The 17,207-nt window shown below is 41.9% G+C and carries 19 protein-coding genes; 14 read left to right on the top strand and 5 right to left on the bottom strand.

Translation table 11 applies throughout. From position 1 onward, the window contains the following. Positions 1-55 precede the first annotated feature (55 nt). Positions 56-1,222, top strand: coding sequence for an MFS transporter (locus tag AAFF35_RS04795; RefSeq protein ID WP_342331266.1), 1,167 nt, complete (start codon positions 56-58; stop codon positions 1,220-1,222). A 15-nt stretch (positions 1,223-1,237) separates the two neighbouring features. On the opposite strand, the gene AAFF35_RS04800 is transcribed toward AAFF35_RS04795, so the two are convergent. After that, a complete protein-coding gene (locus tag AAFF35_RS04800) occupies positions 1,238-1,747 on the bottom strand; it encodes a GNAT family N-acetyltransferase (protein WP_342331267.1) in 510 nt (169 codons plus the stop codon). 195 nt (positions 1,748-1,942) lie between these two features. On the opposite strand from AAFF35_RS04800, the gene AAFF35_RS04805 reads away from it, so the two are divergent. Both AAFF35_RS04805 and AAFF35_RS04810 read left to right on the top strand, forming a co-directional pair. Beyond that, positions 1,943-2,797: a hypothetical protein gene (locus AAFF35_RS04805; RefSeq protein WP_342331268.1), complete on the top strand. Its 855-nt coding sequence runs from the start codon at positions 1,943-1,945 to the stop codon at positions 2,795-2,797. Between the two features lie 75 nt (positions 2,798-2,872). Then, positions 2,873-3,691, top strand: a complete 819-nt coding sequence (locus tag AAFF35_RS04810) for a TonB family protein (RefSeq protein ID WP_342331269.1) — start codon at positions 2,873-2,875, stop codon at positions 3,689-3,691. A gap of 50 nt (positions 3,692-3,741) precedes the next feature. Here AAFF35_RS04810 and AAFF35_RS04815 read toward each other — a convergent pair whose 3' ends face one another. Further along, a complete protein-coding gene (locus tag AAFF35_RS04815; RefSeq protein WP_342331270.1) occupies positions 3,742-3,927 on the bottom strand; it encodes a hypothetical protein in 186 nt (61 codons plus the stop codon). 42 nt (positions 3,928-3,969) lie between these two features. Then, entirely contained in the window at positions 3,970-4,878 is a 909-nt protein-coding gene (locus AAFF35_RS04820; protein ID WP_342331271.1) for an AraC family transcriptional regulator, read from the bottom strand. A 107-nt stretch (positions 4,879-4,985) separates the two neighbouring features. On the opposite strand from AAFF35_RS04820, the gene AAFF35_RS04825 reads away from it, so the two are divergent. From AAFF35_RS04825 to AAFF35_RS04860, 8 genes are all read left to right on the top strand, one after another. Then, complete coding sequence (locus AAFF35_RS04825) at positions 4,986-6,461, top strand: alpha-L-fucosidase (protein ID WP_342331272.1); 1,476 nt, start codon at positions 4,986-4,988, stop codon at positions 6,459-6,461. A gap of 4 nt (positions 6,462-6,465) precedes the next feature. Then, positions 6,466-7,122 (top strand): RraA family protein, encoded by a 657-nt coding sequence (locus tag AAFF35_RS04830; RefSeq protein WP_342331273.1) that lies wholly within the window; start codon positions 6,466-6,468, stop codon positions 7,120-7,122. A gap of 2 nt (positions 7,123-7,124) precedes the next feature. Next, positions 7,125-7,427 (top strand): UxaA family hydrolase, encoded by a 303-nt coding sequence (locus tag AAFF35_RS04835; protein ID WP_342331274.1) that lies wholly within the window; start codon positions 7,125-7,127, stop codon positions 7,425-7,427. Then, on the top strand, positions 7,420-8,625 hold the full coding sequence (locus AAFF35_RS04840) for a UxaA family hydrolase (RefSeq protein WP_342331275.1): 1,206 nt from the start codon (positions 7,420-7,422) through the stop codon (positions 8,623-8,625). Before AAFF35_RS04835 ends, AAFF35_RS04840 begins: the two co-directional genes overlap by 8 nt. Positions 8,626-8,646: 21 nt before the next feature. Next, entirely contained in the window at positions 8,647-9,936 is a 1,290-nt protein-coding gene (fucP, locus tag AAFF35_RS04845; protein ID WP_342331276.1) for an L-fucose:H+ symporter permease, read from the top strand. A gap of 154 nt (positions 9,937-10,090) precedes the next feature. Beyond that, the gene (locus AAFF35_RS04850; protein ID WP_342331277.1) at positions 10,091-11,710 is read left to right on the top strand and encodes an AarF/UbiB family protein; all 1,620 of its coding nucleotides are present in this window, start codon (positions 10,091-10,093) and stop codon (positions 11,708-11,710) included. A gap of 205 nt (positions 11,711-11,915) precedes the next feature. Then, on the top strand, positions 11,916-12,527 hold the full coding sequence (locus AAFF35_RS04855) for a GNAT family N-acetyltransferase (RefSeq protein ID WP_342331278.1): 612 nt from the start codon (positions 11,916-11,918) through the stop codon (positions 12,525-12,527). Further along, entirely contained in the window at positions 12,514-13,416 is a 903-nt protein-coding gene (locus tag AAFF35_RS04860; protein ID WP_342331279.1) for a GNAT family N-acetyltransferase, read from the top strand. The genes AAFF35_RS04855 and AAFF35_RS04860 overlap by 14 nt, the downstream gene beginning before the upstream one ends. Positions 13,417-13,420: 4 nt before the next feature. On the opposite strand, the gene AAFF35_RS04865 is transcribed toward AAFF35_RS04860, so the two are convergent. Beyond that, the gene (locus AAFF35_RS04865; protein WP_342331280.1) at positions 13,421-13,726 is read right to left on the bottom strand and encodes a hypothetical protein; all 306 of its coding nucleotides are present in this window, start codon (positions 13,724-13,726) and stop codon (positions 13,421-13,423) included. A 295-nt stretch (positions 13,727-14,021) separates the two neighbouring features. Between AAFF35_RS04865 and AAFF35_RS04870 the strand changes: the two genes are divergently transcribed. The 3 genes from AAFF35_RS04870 to AAFF35_RS04880 all read left to right on the top strand — a co-directional run bounded on the left by AAFF35_RS04870 (position 14,022) and on the right by AAFF35_RS04880 (position 15,804). Next, complete coding sequence (locus AAFF35_RS04870; protein WP_342331281.1) at positions 14,022-15,011, top strand: DUF6266 family protein; 990 nt, start codon at positions 14,022-14,024, stop codon at positions 15,009-15,011. Positions 15,012-15,140: 129 nt separating this feature from the next. Further along, positions 15,141-15,536 carry a hypothetical protein gene (locus tag AAFF35_RS04875; RefSeq protein ID WP_342331282.1) on the top strand — a complete coding sequence of 132 codons (396 nt, stop codon included), beginning with the start codon at positions 15,141-15,143 and terminating at the stop codon, positions 15,534-15,536. A gap of 4 nt (positions 15,537-15,540) precedes the next feature. Further along, positions 15,541-15,804 (top strand): hypothetical protein, encoded by a 264-nt coding sequence (locus AAFF35_RS04880; RefSeq protein ID WP_342331283.1) that lies wholly within the window; start codon positions 15,541-15,543, stop codon positions 15,802-15,804. A gap of 79 nt (positions 15,805-15,883) precedes the next feature. On the opposite strand, the gene AAFF35_RS04885 is transcribed toward AAFF35_RS04880, so the two are convergent. After that, complete coding sequence (locus tag AAFF35_RS04885) at positions 15,884-17,113, bottom strand: glycoside hydrolase family 27 protein (RefSeq protein ID WP_342331284.1); 1,230 nt, start codon at positions 17,111-17,113, stop codon at positions 15,884-15,886. Between the last annotated feature and the right edge of the window lie 94 nt (positions 17,114-17,207).

Consider the following 17,207-nt stretch of genomic DNA (forward strand, 5'->3'; position numbering starts at 1 on the left):
TTTTAAAGTAAAAACGGAATAGTCATTCCACTTAGGTGGTTTGGGAGGGATAACTATGAAAAATAAAATAGCTTACCTGGGCTGTCTCAGCCTGATAGGAATGATCACTACAGAGTTTGGTGTAATTGGAATACTCCCGCAAATAGCAAAATATTACGAGATCAGCATTGATCAGGCGGGGATGCTGCTTAGTGCTTATGCAATAGTAGTAGCGCTTGCGGGGCCTTTCATGACGATGTTTGCTTCCGGTTTTAACCGGAAAACGCTAATGGCAATAACCATGGCCATCTTTCTATTTACGGGCATTGTTTCTGCGATGGCACCTCCTTTTTGGTTATTGATGACGGTCAGGGTGCTGCCGGCCTTTCTGCATCCGGTATTGGTTTCTACCGCGGTAGCCGCAGCAACGGGCAATGCTGATCAAAAGGAAGCACATCAAATGATGGCCATTGTAATCGGGGGGATAGGGATTGCAACAATTACTACAGTCCCTTTTGCGACCTACCTCGCTGGTGCTTTCAACAACTGGCAGGCATCCTTTGTATTGCAGGCCGGAATTAGTCTGACGGTATTGATTTTAATCTTATTGCTGCTGCCTTCTTTGCCTGTGGCAGAAAAAAAATCCTATCGCTCGCAACTCATGATCCTGAAAAAGCCGGTCTTTCTGGCCAGTGCCGTATGCTCATTTTTGATGATCGGCGCTATTTTTAGTACGTATAGCTATTTTGCTGATTACCTGAGCAAGGTGAATGGAATGGACGAAAAAACAATCAGCCTCATGTTGCTTTTATTCGGCTTAACCGGAATTGCCGGGAATTTCATTGCCGGAAAAATGCTGACAAAAAACATCACCCGAACTACCCTGATCTTTCTGTCTGGTCTTATGGCGATTGCTGTTTTCCTTTATTTCTCCGGTCCAATGTCTGTTTTAACGGTACTCATCATTGCCGTATGGGGCTTCCTGCAAACGCCATGTTTTTTAACTTCCCAGGCTTATATGATAGAAACAGCAGCTGAAGCACCTGAATTTGCCAATAGCATTTCTATTTCTTTCGGCAATCTGGGCATCTCTGTTGGTACAATGATAGGCGGTATGTCCATCGCTTCCAAAGGCGTACAAAGTACGCCGATGGTGATGCTGGTTTTTGCGGGAGGGGCATTATTGATGATGCTGATCAAAACAATGCTGGAATCCAAACAGGCAAATGTTACTGCTCATTAAGCGCGCAGACTGATGTTATAATTTGATCTCAAACAGACAGGCTGGGGTATTGTGGTAATGATCTGGAAGGCCCTGAGTGTCTTCCAGATCAAACATACCAAGGAAGTTAAAACCGGAATTACAGTAATGGGCAATGAGCTTTGAGTTATTTCCCAGCGTATCGAGTCTGACAAAATCTTTATCATTTTCTTTTGCGTAAGCTTTAGCCCATGCCACAATAATTTCCATAAAGTTCTTCCCCCTGAAATCCGGATTGGTGGCAATCCTGTGAATGTAAACAGCGGCATCGTTATTTCGCTCTCCCCAGATTTGTTCGTCACTAAAGGTGGTTGCCCAGATACAGGCAATTTGATCTTCAATGATCAGTTTCCATTGCCTGTTTTCTGCGATTTCAGTTTCAACAAGCTCCTGTTCAAATTCCGGCCATACCACTACTGTTTCTTTGGACCGCTGATAGGCGGCGGCAATGCGGTAAAGTCTGAATATTTCAGGGATATCGGTGGTGTTGCAATTCTCTATTTTCATCGGAACATAATTGTTTTTTTAATGGCAATAAGGCTATCATATTTATGATCTTCATGCGCTCAGAAATTCGGTTTGTTTCACCGAATGAACAGCAGGCTCATAAAGATGAGGAATTTAAACGCAGGATAAAATCCGAAACTTGCTCATTTTAGTTGACTGAACTTTTCCACTATATTTAACAGAAATGATAAAGAGATGAAAGAGAATATTGCCAAAATCCTTAAAAAGATATACGTGCAGGATGCAGATTACAACAAAAAGTTAGATAGTTGGGAATATAAAATTCCAAAAACGCTGACTGATTCTGAATTGGAAAGTTTGAAGGTGCTCGATTTACTCCCCAATCAATTTGAGACTTTTGAACACGATATCGCTCTTCAAAGATTGATGAACCTTAAAAATCATAAAAAGTTAAGTCTGCCTTTTGTGACGGCATTGTTCCTGAAAGGAATCACTGGCGAAAATGTAAGAGGCAGGCAAACCCTGATGAGTTTTATTTACCTGAAACATTTGCCGGAACACAAATTCCAGGGAAATGAAAGCTGTGAAATTTGCGGCCTGCCTAAAAAGGAAACCCTGGATAAAACAGAAGAGCTGTACAGTTATTATTCCGGACATTCCTGGAATGAATTGCCGCTCCATTTCCTGATAGAGTTGGAAGAAGCCCTGAAATTTGATCAACCGGAAACTACTGAAAGTGATCATCAGAAATTAGTTGAACTGCTCAGTTTTATTGCCGAAGCAGAAAAGGACGAAACACCCGGGCAATTGGAAAAAAGAATTGCTAAACATAAAGTGTTGCCCAACACAGATAAGTATCAGCGATATGGTATTCTGCAAACGCTGGCAGCATGCGGGATTTTGCCGAATGATTACTTCGAACCTGCCTATGATAAATTCAGTACTCAAAAAGAACTTTGGGAGATCAGTAAAAAGATGAAAGGTTCTTCGCGTTCTGATGTGATATTGCCACTGGCAGGCTGGAGAGGAATAAATAAAGTGAATTTAAAAAAATATAAAGAAATATTCGTTGACCTTATGGAAAGCTGATGAAGCTGGCATCCATATTATAAATGAGCGGGAAGCGATTTTATAGTATGGTGTTAACTTCTAAATTTTAAAGCAATGTTAGGTTCGAAAATCGATTTATTTGGCAATGACTGGCTTGAGGTAGTATTTGATCAGAAAAACAAAACTTATGGAGCTTATCAGCTTCGCAGGCAGAGTAACTCAAATACGGCTAAAGCACTTCTTATCGCAGGAACACTGTTTATCCTGTTTTTTTTATCTCCTAAAATCATGAGTCTGATAAAAGGGCAGCATACGATAGATGATCCTGTGGAAAAACAAGTTACCGTGGCGATTCAACCTCCACCAGCGGTAAATCCTGAAACTCCACCTCCAACAAAAATTGAACCGCCTAAAGCAAAGGAGGCCCAGGTTAAGTTTCCACCTCCTATAGTCGTAGACAGACCCGTTGATGCTGATCCGGTAATGATCAAGGATCTTGCGATATCGAATCCGGGGCAAAAGACGATAGATGGTGATCCTGAAGGAGAGATTGTCATTAAAGTTACACCTGGAGAGGGGCCGAAACAAAAAGCCATTACAGAAGATAACACCGTTCATGATTTTGTATCACTGGAAGTTCAGCCCTTTTTTCCGGGAGGGATTGATAAATTTTATAACTACCTGTCTAAAGCGATCAGGTATCCGGGCCCGGCTCAGGAAAATGGAATACAAGGAAAGGTATTTGTATCTTTTATCATTGAAACAAATGGTACACTAACCGATCTTAAAGTAGATAGAAAACTGGGTTTTGGTACGGATGAGGAAGCACTGAGGGTATTAAAAGCCAGCCCGAAATGGATCCCTGGTATTCAGAACGGAAGGGCCGTTCGCGTAAGATATAATATTCCAATTAGTTTCTCTTTGTCTCAATAAGCGCTTTATGGAAGAGAAAGGGGCCTCATTGTTAAAATGGTGCCCCTTTTTTATTTGGCGTTATCCTCGCCTTGAGTACTTTCATTTGTGTTGATGCCATGGTCATCCAGTGCTTTATGGTAACCTAAAGAATGTTTAATTCCTCCCCAGGCCGTTAACATTAAAACGATGTCTTCATCCTTCAATGGTCCGTTAACCTGACTTTTACAATAATCTAAAAATTCATTTTCCGTCATGTGGCAAAATTATGAATTGCTTTTAATACTGAGTCATAAAGACTACCTTAAAATATTCCTGTTTTTGTACTGACTGGGAGAAATACCCATAATTTGGCTAAATAGTCTTGAAAAGTAATACGGATCGGAGTAACCCAGTTCTGCTGCGATTTCTTTAATCAGCTTATTGCCGGAATATAACTCCTGACAAGCCTTTTGGATTTTAAGCTGGTTGAAATAGTCTATAGGGGAATGCCCGGTACTTTGTCTGAAAATATTAGATAAATGTGAAACAGAACATCCTGAGGCAGTGGCCAGTTCTGCAATGCTAACCGATCTGTTGAGGTGCTGTTTCATGTTTTCAACGGCCTTCTGTACAATCAGATCATGAGGATTTGTCGTTTCTTTGCGGATCAAAGACCCATATTGAAAAAAAAACAAATTCAGAAAGTTGACAAATAATAAGTTCACATAAACCAGGTATTGTGTACTATATCCCTGCTCTAATGTCTGAAACATTTCGTCAAACAATTCAACCGCCTCCGTACCATAAGCAAAAGCTTTTGGGAGAAAAGATTGTTTAGCGAACGAAAGTGTATTTAAGCCGGATAATCCATCTCCCCCAAATTTCAGCCAATAAATGCTCCATGGATCATGTTCGGAAGCGCCATATTCATGTTCGATATGCTGGGGCAATACCATAAAAGTATTCTGGCTAAGGATATGCTTTTCTCCAGCTGATATTACCCATCCCTCACCTTTCTGGCAATAGATGAGAATGTTCTCCGGACTCCCTTTCCTTCGATGAGTATGGTGGTTTAATGCCTCAGGGTAATACCCTAGATCAGTCAGGTAAAGCCCGTTAAGAAATACTCCGGTCGTTTTATGCTGCCTGATGATCTGTGGCGGAATGACGATAATTTTCCGCCCTTCCCCATGCCAGTAGTTTTTTGGAATGCCTGTTTTTGTCATTGATTGTAAAGTTTGTAAAATAATCCATCACTTTTAGTAAATCCTCTATTTTTCGAAGATGAACTTAGTAATAACTTGGACTTACATAAGAGAAAAGATAAATTGATATGAAACCAAATCTGATCAAATGCCTGGCTGCGCTGAAGATTTTGATGCTGTTGTATTGCTCAGCAAATGCACAATCTTATACTGCAGACTGGAAAAGTCTGGACCAAAGGCCAGTTCCGGAATGGTTCAAGGATGCCAAGTTTGGCATTTTTATCACTTGGGGCCCTTATTCTGTCGCTGCTTACGCGCCAAAAGGGCAATATGCGGAGTGGTATCAGTACTGGTTGCAGACGAATGCATTTAACGGAGCGGTTGCGAAATACCATAAAGAAGTGTTCGGCGACCAAAGTTATTATGAGATGGCAAAAAGTTTTAAGGCTGAATTGTATCAGCCGGAGGAATGGGTAAAGCTGATTGAGCAATCGGGTGCAAAATATGTGGTGCCGGTAGCCAAACATCATGATGGTTTTTGCTGGTGGCCAAATAAATATGCGAATGAAACCTGGGGTTTCCCCTGGAATGCAAAGGATATGGGGCCAAAGCGCGATCTGCTGGGAGAATTGTTTGCGGCTTTAAAAAAGACGCAGGTAAAGGCAGGAGTCTATTTCTCCTGGTACGAATGGTTTAATCCTTTATATAAATCCAATCCCGAAAAATATGCATTGCAACATGCCATTCCACAGGCAAAGGATTTAATTGAAAGGTACCAACCAGAAGTCTTTTGGACAGATGGTGAGTGGGATCAGACCGATACCACCTGGCATGCTACGGAATTCTTAAGCTGGCTTTATAATGAAAGCTCCATAAAGAAAACAGTCGTTACTTACGACCGTTATGGTAAAGGAACGAGGTTTAAGCATGGCAGTGTTTATACGCCGGAATATCAACCGGATATGGAGTTCGGAGATCATTACTTTGAGGAAAGCCGGGGAATAGGATTCTCTTATAGTTACAATAAGATGGAAGATGCCTGGGATTATAACTCCCCACAGATATTGGTATTGCTGTTGAGCGATCTGGTAAGTAGAGGAGGTAATCTTTTACTGGATATCGGTCCGGATGGTTCGGGGAAAATCCCAGCCATTATGCAGGAAAGGCTATTGCAAATGGGCAGCTGGCTGAAAAAGAACGGAGAAGCGATCTATAATACCCGAAGATGGGACAGGCCATGCCAGTGGAACGAGGGGAAGCGTGATTATAAACCCAAAAGAACACCTGGAGATTTTAAAGCAAATGGTGATTTTATGTTGAAAATGACCATAGACCCGGAGCCTGGGTATGCGGTAAAAGAATGCTTCTTTACCTGTAATCCGGCCAATAAGAAGGTCTATGCCATTTTACCAAAATGGCCGGCGAATAATCGATTTATAATTAGAAAATTGAAAATGAAACCGAATAGCCTGGTTAGACTGATAGAAACAGGAGAATTGTTAAAATGGAAACAGGTAAAAGAGGATGTGGTTTTAACTTTCCCGGCATTTAATCCGGATCAGCACAAAAGCGAATATGCTTTTGCTGTAAGCATCACTATTTAGAAAAATGAAAAATATAAAAGAACTCGCGGGACGTCTGGAAAAATGTTATACAGGAGCAGTATACGATGTCATGAGGAATATGGGGTATCCTGATCAGCTACTGCCCAATCACATTCGTCCCTTGAACCTGAAGCATAAAATTGCCGGCCCGGTATTCACCATTGAAGGAAAGATTGATCGGAGTCTGGACAAACACACTTCTTTGTTGAAATGGTGTGAGATGTTATCTAAGGCACCTTCAGGACATATATTGGTTTGTCAGCCTAATGACGATACACTGGCACACATGGGCGAGTTGTCTGCAGAAACACTTACCTTTAAAGGAGTGAGAGGATACATTGTAGATGGCGGATGCAGGGATAGCTCGTTTATAGATCAGATTGGATTTCCGGTGTATTGCAGTTATTATACCCCAAGGGATGTGGTGTCTGTATGGTCGGCCACAGAATTGGGAGGCAAGATCAGCATCGGGGGAGTTCGCATCGTCAGTGGAGATTTTGTGCTGGCAGACAGGGATGGGATTATTATCATTCCTCAGGATCAGGTGTTAGCAGTAATCGAAAAAACAGAAGAAGTACTGATGACCGAGAATTTGGTGCGAAAAGCAATTTTATCAGGGACAGATCCCGTAGATGCTTACTTGCAATTTAGAAAATTTTAAACATGGCAAAACTTATCAAACTACATCCATTGGACAATGTTCTGATTGTTGTGGAAGAGATCGCCTCCGCAGAGCGATTGCTCATCAATGATAGCATAGTGTATGTTCCCGATGCCATTGCTATCGGGCATAAAGTTGCGGAAGTCTTTATCGAAGCAGGAGAAAAGATCATTAAATATGGGGTGTCCATCGGTTCAGCGACGACAAAAATTGCGACAGGAATGCACGTTCATCTCCACAATATGAAGAGTGACTATATTCCTACTTATACCCTGGAGAAAGCCTTTAGAGAAACAAATGACTAAGCATATGCAATGGCAGGGCTATTTTAGAAAGGATGGCAGAAAAGGCATCCGAAACTATATTTTGGTGGTTTATCTGGTAGAATGTGCACATCATGTTGCCAGAGAGATTGCCAGTCAGTTTAGAGAAGATGCGATTCAGCTGATTGGTTTTGCAGGATGTTATCCGAACGAATATGCAGACCGCATGATGAATGCCTTGTGTACACACCCAAATGTAGGCGGGGTGTTATTGGTTTCTCTTGGCTGTGAAAGTTTTAAAAAGAAAAGCCTGGAGGAAAATATCCGGGCTTCAGGGAGGCCTGTGAACACGGTGGTGATTCAGGAAGCCGGTGGCACAAAAAAAGCCATAACGGAAGGACTGATGTGGCTGCAGGAGACCATTCCCGTTGTTGCAGCTGTACCTCGGATAAGCATGACAGTTGATGAACTAATCGTAGGGACGATCTGCGGTGGGAGTGATGCGACCAGTGGTATGACTGCAAATCCGGCGGTAGGCCGGGCTTTCAATAAGTTGGTAGCCAACAAAGGAATTGCCATGTTTGAAGAAACCGGAGAAATGATTGGTCTGGAAGAAATCATGAGTAGCAGGGCTGTTAATCCGGAGCTTGCAGCTGTACTGAAAGCATCGGTGGAAAAGGCTGCCAGGTATTATACTTTAATGGGGCATGGCAGTTTTGCCCCGGGAAATGCAGAAGGGGGATTAACGACCATTGAAGAAAAGTCGATGGGTGCCTATTGTAAAAGTGGAGATTCCCCGATTAACGGATTGATTAAACCCGGCGACAGGCCCACTAAGCCTGGCCTGTACCTCATGGACGTGGTGCCGGACGGAGATCCGAAATTTGGTTTTCCAAATATTAATGATAACGTTGAAATTGCAGAAATGATTGCCAGTGGTTGTCACACGATTCTCTTTACTACAGGAAGAGGCTCTGTGGTGGGTTCTGCCATTTCCCCGGTGATCAAAATCTGTGCAAATCCGCAGACTTATCAACGGATGTCGGATGATATGGACATTAACGCAGGTTTGGTGTTGACCGGAAGCACAACAATTGACGAGGTCGGTGACGATATTTTCGAAAGTATCCTGCTGGTGGCGGCGGGAAGAAAGACCTGTTCTGAGGAACTGGGACACCAGGAATTCATATTAACTTATAAAACTTTTACCCCGATTGGCCCTGCTTGTCTGCCTGCCTGATCCTTCAAATCGATTTTATCTATGGAATTAACAACTTCGGAAAGCATCTCTCATCAAAAAGAAAAAAGAAAAGTGTTTTTAGGAGGTACCATTCTGGTAATCAGCTTATTTTTTCTCTGGGCACTCACCGCTAATTTGCTGCCAATATTGATTCCTCACTTAAAAAAGGCCTGTCAGCTGAGCGTTCTTGAGTCTTCTCTGATCGATTCTGCGTATTGGATCGCCTATTTTGTGATTGCAATCCCTGCAGGGCTGGTCATGAAAAGGTTTGGGTATAAAAAAGCCATTATTACGGGACTGCTGCTGGCTGCTATCGGCGCCTTCTTATTTTACCCTGCCGCAGAATCAAGGTCCTTTGTGTTTTTTCTGTTTGCATTGTTCGTTCTTGCCTCAGGAATGACCTTTCTGGAAACTTCGGCGAACCCATTTATGACGATTTTAGGAGATCCTGCCACTGCATCCGGCCGACTGAACTTTGCACAGGCATTTAACGGATTAGGCGCTTTTATCGCCTCCATGTTTCTCAGCAAGCTGATCATCGGTAAAGAACTGAAAACCGGGGCTGAACTGGATCTTTTGTCGCCGGAAGCATTGGATAATTATTATTCTATACTTTTTCATAAACTTAAATTTCCATACCTCATGATTGGGGGGATTCTGGTGATGGTGGCTATATTATTTATGCTGACCAAGTTCGCCGTAGATCATACGGGCAGAAAAGATGGACCTGAGAAAAGGATCTCCCTTACTGCACAACCTCAGTTGTTAACCGGGATTATTACCCAGTTCTTTTATGTAGGTGCGCAGGTTTGTGTCTCCAGTTTTTTTATTCTTTATGCAACTTCTGTATCCGGAATGACGGAGTATGAGGCTACAAATTATCTTGGCCTGCTGTTATTGAGTTTTATGCTGGGCAGGTATTGGGGAACATTTATCATGAAATATGTAGCAGCAGCGAAGTTACTTTGGATCTATGCATTGATCAGCGTGGCGCTGATGTTATTTATTGTACTGATCGGAGGTAAAGCATCTTTATGGGCATTTATTTCCCTGGAGTTTTTCATGTCCATCATGTATCCTACCATTTTTGCATTGGCAATTAAAGACCTTGGGGAGGAGACCCCCATAGGTTCTTCTTATATGGTGATGGCAATTATTGGCGGAGCCGTATTTCCGCCGATACTGGGTTATTTGTCGGACTTAACGGGAAGCATTCGTATGGCTTATATAGTACCTTTGATGTGTTTTATACCTGTTGTTTATTTTGGATGGCAACAGCACAGGAAGCTCAAATTAAACCGGGGGTATTAACAGTATTTCTTATGATGTGGTCTTTTGGAACAATTTATGGATAGTCATCTGATGTGGCATATGTGAAATCATTACCGGAAATGATGACGCTGCTGATTATAAAATTTATATTGCGGAATTCCAATTCAAATCAGGATAGAAAGGCGATAAACCTATGATGGAAAACCAAAAGAAAAAACTCAAAAGAACAGTATCACTGGTCAGAATACTGGCCAAATATGGGTTTGGAGAGTTGCTCAATTATACCAATAATCAGGTGGAAGGAGAGATCTCTTCCCTCAGCGTTTACGAACGCATCAGGATGGCGCTGGAAGAACTGGGCCCTACTTATGTGAAATTCGGACAGGCATTCAGCAGCAGGGAAGATCTTTTACCTATGGAAATGATCCTGGAACTCCGGAAGTTACAGGATAATGTAGAGGTGAAAATAATGGATATCTCAGCCTTACTGAAATCGGATCTGGATATTGATCCTGAAGAGTTCTTTGCGCAGATTGATCCCGAACCTTTTGCCTCCGCCTCTATTGCTCAGGTGTATCAGGCGACACTGAAAAACGGACAAAAGGTGATCTTAAAGATCAAACGTCCCGGAATCAGGGAGGTGGTGGCCTCAGATATGCTGATCATGAAAGATATCGCGAAACTGCTGGTCAATTATAGCGAAGCATTCCGGAGGATCAACCTTGTGGAAGTTCTGGCGGCATTTGAAAAATCTATTGTCCAGGAATTATCCTTTCTTAATGAACTGGCTAACATTAATCGATTTTCAGGGAATTTCAAAGGCAATACCTCCATCTACCTGCCCACAGTTTATCCGGAGCTTTCCAACGACAATATCCTGTGCATGGAGTTTTTGGATGGCGTTAAAATAAGTGAAGCACTCCTTTCTATGGGCCTGGAGCCTGCTGCAATTGCCAGAAAAGGACTTGACCTTTACCTGGTCCAGGTCTTGGAACATGGCTTCTTCCATGCAGATCCGCATCCGGGAAACCTGTTGGTGCTCAAAAACGGGCAGATTGCCTTTATTGATTTTGGTTCGATGGGAAGCCTCACCCCGATAGAAAAAGAAATGCTCGAAGACTTTGTTTCCTATTTCATGGCCCAGGATGCAAAGCGTTTAATTGCAATTATGAAAAAGATGGCGATCCGCTTCAACGTGACGGATGAAAGTCAACTGGAAAAAGATATCCATGGCTTCTTTGACCTGCTGGACGGGGCCTCACTGGAAGAAATGGACATCAAAGAAGTATTGGGTAAGTTTTCAGGGATTCTGAATAACAATGAAATATTGATGCCAGACCACCTTTATCTGCTGGTTCGGGGAATTGTGCTCATCGAAGGAATTGGCCGTGCCCTTGTTCCCGATCTGAATATCATTGAGAGCCTGCGTCCTTATATCTTAAAAATAGCTTTTCGTAAACTGAGCCCTGAGGAGTTGAAGAAAAGTGGATTGAAGCTGTTGAGAACACTGACCGAAGCTTTGAAAACCATGCCCGATGAGGTACAGTCGGTGCTGAGTAAACTGAATAACGGGGAGTTAAAAATCCAACAGGAAGTACAGGGTTTACCAGCCTTGAAAAAGACAATGAACCAGGGAATGAACAGGATGGTGATGGCCATCCTGATGGGGGGCTTGCTGATCAGTTCGGCGATCTTGATTTTAGCCGATAAGCCACCTAAATTTAACGGAATACCTGTTCTTGCTTTATTAGGTTTCCTAATAAGTATTATCTTAGGCCTGGGAATTTTAATCTCTTCCCGTTCTAAAAATTAAGACTTATAATAAAAATATATTGCCTGGCCATCTGTAAAAGGGCAGGGCTCCATGGCTGGCTTCTTCCCTGGTATTTAAGACGGTCCATGCAGCAGAAGGGAAAGCTGTTTTTAACTGTCTGGGCGGAACAATAAAGTTGAGATTGCGGCATCCGATGCAAATCGAAAAGCAATTGAAAGTGTAAAATCAAAAGAAATTTATAGAGATGAAGGAGATATTCGACGCAAAAAAAGACTACGTACTGGAAGATGATTATGCCTTGTTAAGGCCACTGAATTCTGTAGATTTTGAGCAGTTAAAGACTTTCGGAATCAATGAACCCGAATTGTGGAAATTCACTTTACAGAATGCGGGCAGCGAAGAAGGAATGCGTGGGTATCTGGAAACGGCATTGGAACGAAGGGAAAAGGGAACAAGCTATCCCTTCATTGTGTTCGACAAAACTAAAAACGAGTATGCCGGTTCTACGAGGTTATATGATATTGATGTGGCCAATAAGAATTTGTCGCTGGGCTATACCTGGTATGGAAAGAATTTCCAGGGAACAGGCCTTAACAAACATTGTAAATACCTGCTTTTTGAATTTATATTTGAACAATTAGAGTTTGAACGCGTAGAGTTCAGATTAGACAGTGACAATGAAAGAAGTATGCGGGCGATCAAAAGCCTGGGTTGTACTTTTGAAGGAGTCCTGAGAAATAACGGATATAGAATTGATGGAACGAGGAGAAACTCCTCGGTGCTGAGCATCCTGAAAAATGAATGGCTGGAGTCTAAGAAAGACTTGCTAAGAAGCAAAATAAATGACGATAAATAATAAGAAATATACCTGGCTGATCCAGTATCAGAAGGAGGAGGTATGGAGGGAAAGCTTTAATTCACTCACAAGAAAAACTTATCGCTTTGATTTCGAAAAGTGGTACCAAAGCGGATATTGGGACGACAGCTGTATTTTGTACAGTCTTGCGGAGGGAGATAAAGTGGTTTCTAATGTGACGGTAAATGTCATCCGTTTTACCGTACTCGGAGTAGAGAAAAAATTTATGCAGATCGGTACGGTAATGACTGATCCTGAGTATAGAAAGCAGGGATTAAGTCGCCTGTTGATGGAAAAGGTCATGCTGGACTGGCAGGATAACTGCGACATGATTTACCTGTTTGCCAATGATGCGGTATTGGATTTCTATCCTAAGTTCGGCTTTGTTCCTGTAAATGAATACCAGGCCGTTTATAAGTTGAAAGAAGTCGAACAGGGACCTGCATTCAGAACAATGGATATGGAGGATGCGGACGACAGAGACTTACTTTTTCATACCGCAGAAAAGGCAGTTCCGTTATTTAAGATTTCAATGAAGGATAATGCCGGACTGGTGATGTTTTATGCGCATTATTTTGATCCGTTCAGCGTAAGCGATTTCCTTTATTATATGGCAGATCTAAAGGCAGTGGTCGTTGCTGAATATGAAAACGAAAACCTGATCCTGCACGATATCCTGGCACCTGCAAAGGTAGATGTCAAAACGGTCATTCATGCCATGGCCCGGGAAAATACCAGGGAGGTTATCTTGAAATTTATCCCTGAAAATACGGAGGATTATGAAATCAGTCTTTATAAAGAAGACAATTCCACCCTTTTTGTTCAGGCTGACTGCAGCAAGTTATTTGAAGACCATCAATTGATTTTCCCCTTGCTCTCCCATACCTAAAGTATCAATAACTGGGTTCAGTCGAAATCAGGTTCTCATCAACCTCCTTCAATAATCTGGCCTGGAAAGCATCTTCGTTGAATTCCTCTAAGCTGACATCCATATTCAGATACTTGCCGTAAAAACTCTTTACAAGTATTTTTACACGATCCGGATGGTCATCTTTATGGCCTCCGGGAATATCGGAATACTTGTCGATATGACAAACGTATAGATAATGGTTGCCATTGTATTCAAAGCTTTTAATCTTGGAATCTAATTTATTAGGGTCAACTTCTAAGTGTACTCCAGGTTTGTCTTCAGTTTTCATAAAGCGAATGTACTTATTAATATGATAGCTGTTGGTCATCCGCTTTTTCTATCTCATCTTGGTGGGTATCCATGCAAAATAGCATAACCTTATCCAGAAGACTGTTCTGTATCTTGTGCTTACCATATCGTAGGGCAACAGGCTCTATATTCGGTGTATCCAGGGTCTATACTCGGTGCCTACCCGCTTAAGAGCGTGTAAACAGCGGCTAAGCTACGGGTAAACACCTGGTTAGAAATGAATTAGCCCCAAAGGAGTTATTGGATTGGTATGACGTTAATTTAAATCAAGTATTATGGCAAGAATGACGAAGGGTTTATTGGGTGGTTTTAGCGGAAAAATTGGGCCTGTGGTCGGTTATACGTTGTATGGCATAGACCGGATGAGGAGTTTACCTGACCGGACTGCTCCGCCCACCGTGAATGAATTGAAAAACAGAAGCCAGTTTAAACTGGTTCAGGATACCTTAAAATCATTGAAGGAACTGCTTCAGAATGGTTTTAAGGATTATTGGACGGTAAGCGGAGGTACGCGCGCTGCCATTTCTTATAACAGGAAATTTGCGGTTAAGGCGAATGAAACGGGTTATGAGATCGATCCGGAACATTTTAAAATCAGCGGCGGCATTCTTCCTGGTTTAGCCGGACTCTCTGTGCTGCAGGAAAGTGCAGCGCTGCTGAGGTTTCACTGGAATCCGGAAAGTGTTCCCGAAAGTTCGGGATATGATCAGGTGATGTTATTGGCAATCGATCTGAAGGGGCAGCAATCCTGCTATGAATGTCCAGGGAATTTCAGAAGCGCAGGAACAGCTGTGCTGCGGATTTCAGAAGATTTGTTGGGAAAAGAAGTAGATGTGTATATTGGAGTAGTAGCTAAAGACCGCACTGTTCAATCCGACAGCCAGTATTTGGGCCGGATACAGTTGCAAACAGCAGAGTTGATTTTAAACAAGACAATGGAAACGATAATTCCGGAACTTACAGAAAAAGAATTTAAAAACACATGCAGTCTCAAAATGAGGGAGGTAACCGAAACAGTCGATCCCGTTACAGACATCTGGCCAATGGTAAAATTGCTGAACGACAGAAAGATCGTAGAAGATCATACTTATCAGAATGAACTTGTCGCACATGTTTACCGTAATGAGGTTTCAACTTTCGATCATGTGCTGCTTCCAGGAACGTTCAAGAACCGTTTTGTCGTCATTGTAGTGGACATCCCTGAGAAAATGGTAAAAGGATATTATAACATGAACTTGGATGATCTTTATGGACTTGATTCGTAGGTTGACGAGTTGGCTAAAATTTAAGTTGTAAATTTTGTACATTTATTTTCTTAATTATTAATATAAATTCTTTTTAATGTGTAAATTAGGCCTACGCAGCAAGGAGCTAAGCATCAAATAAAAAAGGATATGATATCAGATAGAGAAAGAAGAGAATTTACGCAAACCATATCGGAATCTATGTATACTACGAGACCTGGGCTGATTTTAGGGTTTCATGGTTGCGACGAAAGCCTGGTATCAGAAGTACTGATGGGGAAAACAATACTTCGTAAGAGTACTAACAAGTACGACTGGTTGGGACATGGTGTTTATATGTGGGACAATAGTCCGGCAAGAGCATTAGAATTTGCCGAGTTTTTAAAAGCCAATCCCGGCAAGTCGATAAGACCTGTGAAAAATCCGGCTGTAATCGGGGCAATACTTAATCTGGGCTTTTGTCTTGACTTGTTGGATTATCAGCATCTTTCCTTTATAAAAGATGCACACGATATGTTAAGCGTCTTGCATAAGCAACTAAGATAAAGATATGCCGGTAAATATTCCCTTAGGAAAAAACAATGATTTATTACTCCGGGAATTAGATTGTGCAGTAATTGAGAATTTGCATTTTTTTAGAGATCAAATGGCTGTTCAACCATTTGATTCCATTAGAGGAGTGTTTTCAGAAGGCGAAGAGCTGTATGAAAATGCGGGCTTTAAAGAAAAAGATCACATCTGTATCAGAAATCCCAATTGTATCAAAGGGTATTTTCTTCCAATAATGGAAAATATGAAATATCAAAAAGTATAGCGAATTAGAAATAACAGGAAGTTTAAAACTTCCTGTTATTAAGATCGCTGTTTTATTAAGGTTCCCGTCGAAAAGACCTTTACTTTTCGGATTGAAAGATGTTAAAAGGAATTAATTTTCCTTTGATTTTCAACGTGATGACACCATGTGCAGGAAGCTCAAAATTCTGTGTTGTGCTTTTCGTTGCAGGATAGTCTTTATGTTTCCATAAGTCCCTTATCGTATAATTGTGGCTGAGGTCAAAGCCCAAACTTTCCATATGGAGATCAATTGAAGCACTTTTGTCCGACCTGTTCAACAAGGTTACGGCAACCAGCCCACTCATGGTCGAAACCAATGGTTTTGCCCAAATTTCCAGTTCTCCGGATTTCTTTAACCTGCGTGCCTGATAGCCAAGCTTGTCCTGATTGAGAGCAATGACCTCTGCATTGGTAACCAGGCTCAGCGTTTCTTTGGAAATTGTCCTCAGGTCATTGCCCAGTAATAGTGGAGAGTTCATCATGGCCCACATACTGAAATGTGATTTATCTTCTTCGTAGCTCATGCCACGGCCAACCTGCAGCATATCCATATCATTCACATGACCGGGAGAACTATATTTCCATAGATCTGCATTCTTATCTATAATGTTTAAAATGGATTCAAATTTATTGTTAATATCGCCGGAGATCCGCCAGGAATCTGCAATTTCAATCGCCCATTTTCCCGGAAACTGCCAACGACAGATATTGAATAAAGCCTCTTTTTTTATCTTTTTAATGTGATTTGCGATTTGTGTATAACGCATCTCTTCATCTAAGCCCAGCTTTTCGCCACCACACCAATCGACCTTAATGAAATCATAGCCCCAGGTTTTAAGCATCAGGTTTAAATCCTGTTCATCATGGCCATAAAGTCCGGAGCCCACTCCAATCGTATCCTTATCCCATATCGATGCACAGGTATTGATGCCCGCATCTGAATATATTCCTGCTTTAAGTCCTTTACCATGGATGTAATCTGCAAGGGCCTTCATTCCGGAAGGAAAACGTTTGCTATGTACCAGCAGTTCTCCTTTTTCATTTCTACCTCCAAAAAATCCGTCATCCATATTGATAAAATTATAACCGGCCTTTTTAAGTCCGGTAAGGACCATCGCATCAGCTTGGGCCTTCATCACCTGTTCACTGATGTCTACCCGGAAATTATTCCAGCTGGACCAGCCCATCATTGGCGTCTTTGGATGTGGAGATGGTTCTTGCGCGTAGAGGAAGCAGGGGGCGAGGATTAAAGTAAGGATCAGTCGGTAGAAAATGGTTTTGTGGATCATGGCCTAAAGTTAGGGACAAGTATCGAAATCAGGAAAGATTAAATCGGCTCAATTCTCACCATAAATGAAAGGGAATTGTTAGATTTAATCCTTT

It is taken from the genome of Pedobacter sp. FW305-3-2-15-E-R2A2, from assembly GCF_038446955.1.
Taxonomy (GTDB): domain Bacteria; phylum Bacteroidota; class Bacteroidia; order Sphingobacteriales; family Sphingobacteriaceae; genus Pedobacter.

Excerpts from the sequence above, each read along its gene's own strand:
- AAFF35_RS04865 (WP_342331280.1), bottom strand. The coding sequence starts at position 13,726 with ATGAAAACTGAAGACAAACCTGGAGTACACTTAGAAGTTGACCCTAAT.
- AAFF35_RS04795 (WP_342331266.1), top strand. The coding sequence starts at position 56 with ATGAAAAATAAAATAGCTTACCTGGGCTGTCTCAGCCTGATAGGAATG.
- AAFF35_RS04840 (WP_342331275.1), top strand. The coding sequence starts at position 7,420 with ATGACTAAGCATATGCAATGGCAGGGCTATTTTAGAAAGGATGGCAGA.
- AAFF35_RS04800 (WP_342331267.1), bottom strand. The coding sequence starts at position 1,747 with ATGAAAATAGAGAATTGCAACACCACCGATATCCCTGAAATATTCAGA.
- AAFF35_RS04825 (WP_342331272.1), top strand. The coding sequence starts at position 4,986 with ATGAAACCAAATCTGATCAAATGCCTGGCTGCGCTGAAGATTTTGATG.
- AAFF35_RS04805 (WP_342331268.1), top strand. The coding sequence starts at position 1,943 with ATGAAAGAGAATATTGCCAAAATCCTTAAAAAGATATACGTGCAGGAT.
- AAFF35_RS04835 (WP_342331274.1), top strand. The coding sequence starts at position 7,125 with ATGGCAAAACTTATCAAACTACATCCATTGGACAATGTTCTGATTGTT.
- AAFF35_RS04860 (WP_342331279.1), top strand. The coding sequence starts at position 12,514 with ATGACGATAAATAATAAGAAATATACCTGGCTGATCCAGTATCAGAAG.
- AAFF35_RS04875 (WP_342331282.1), top strand. The coding sequence starts at position 15,141 with ATGATATCAGATAGAGAAAGAAGAGAATTTACGCAAACCATATCGGAA.
- AAFF35_RS04855 (WP_342331278.1), top strand. The coding sequence starts at position 11,916 with ATGAAGGAGATATTCGACGCAAAAAAAGACTACGTACTGGAAGATGAT.
- fucP (WP_342331276.1), top strand. The coding sequence starts at position 8,647 with ATGGAATTAACAACTTCGGAAAGCATCTCTCATCAAAAAGAAAAAAGA.
- AAFF35_RS04880 (WP_342331283.1), top strand. The coding sequence starts at position 15,541 with ATGCCGGTAAATATTCCCTTAGGAAAAAACAATGATTTATTACTCCGG.
- AAFF35_RS04885 (WP_342331284.1), bottom strand. The coding sequence starts at position 17,113 with ATGATCCACAAAACCATTTTCTACCGACTGATCCTTACTTTAATCCTC.
- AAFF35_RS04850 (WP_342331277.1), top strand. The coding sequence starts at position 10,091 with ATGATGGAAAACCAAAAGAAAAAACTCAAAAGAACAGTATCACTGGTC.
- AAFF35_RS04820 (WP_342331271.1), bottom strand. The coding sequence starts at position 4,878 with ATGACAAAAACAGGCATTCCAAAAAACTACTGGCATGGGGAAGGGCGG.
- AAFF35_RS04810 (WP_342331269.1), top strand. The coding sequence starts at position 2,873 with ATGTTAGGTTCGAAAATCGATTTATTTGGCAATGACTGGCTTGAGGTA.
- AAFF35_RS04815 (WP_342331270.1), bottom strand. The coding sequence starts at position 3,927 with ATGACGGAAAATGAATTTTTAGATTATTGTAAAAGTCAGGTTAACGGA.
- AAFF35_RS04830 (WP_342331273.1), top strand. The coding sequence starts at position 6,466 with ATGAAAAATATAAAAGAACTCGCGGGACGTCTGGAAAAATGTTATACA.
- AAFF35_RS04870 (WP_342331281.1), top strand. The coding sequence starts at position 14,022 with ATGGCAAGAATGACGAAGGGTTTATTGGGTGGTTTTAGCGGAAAAATT.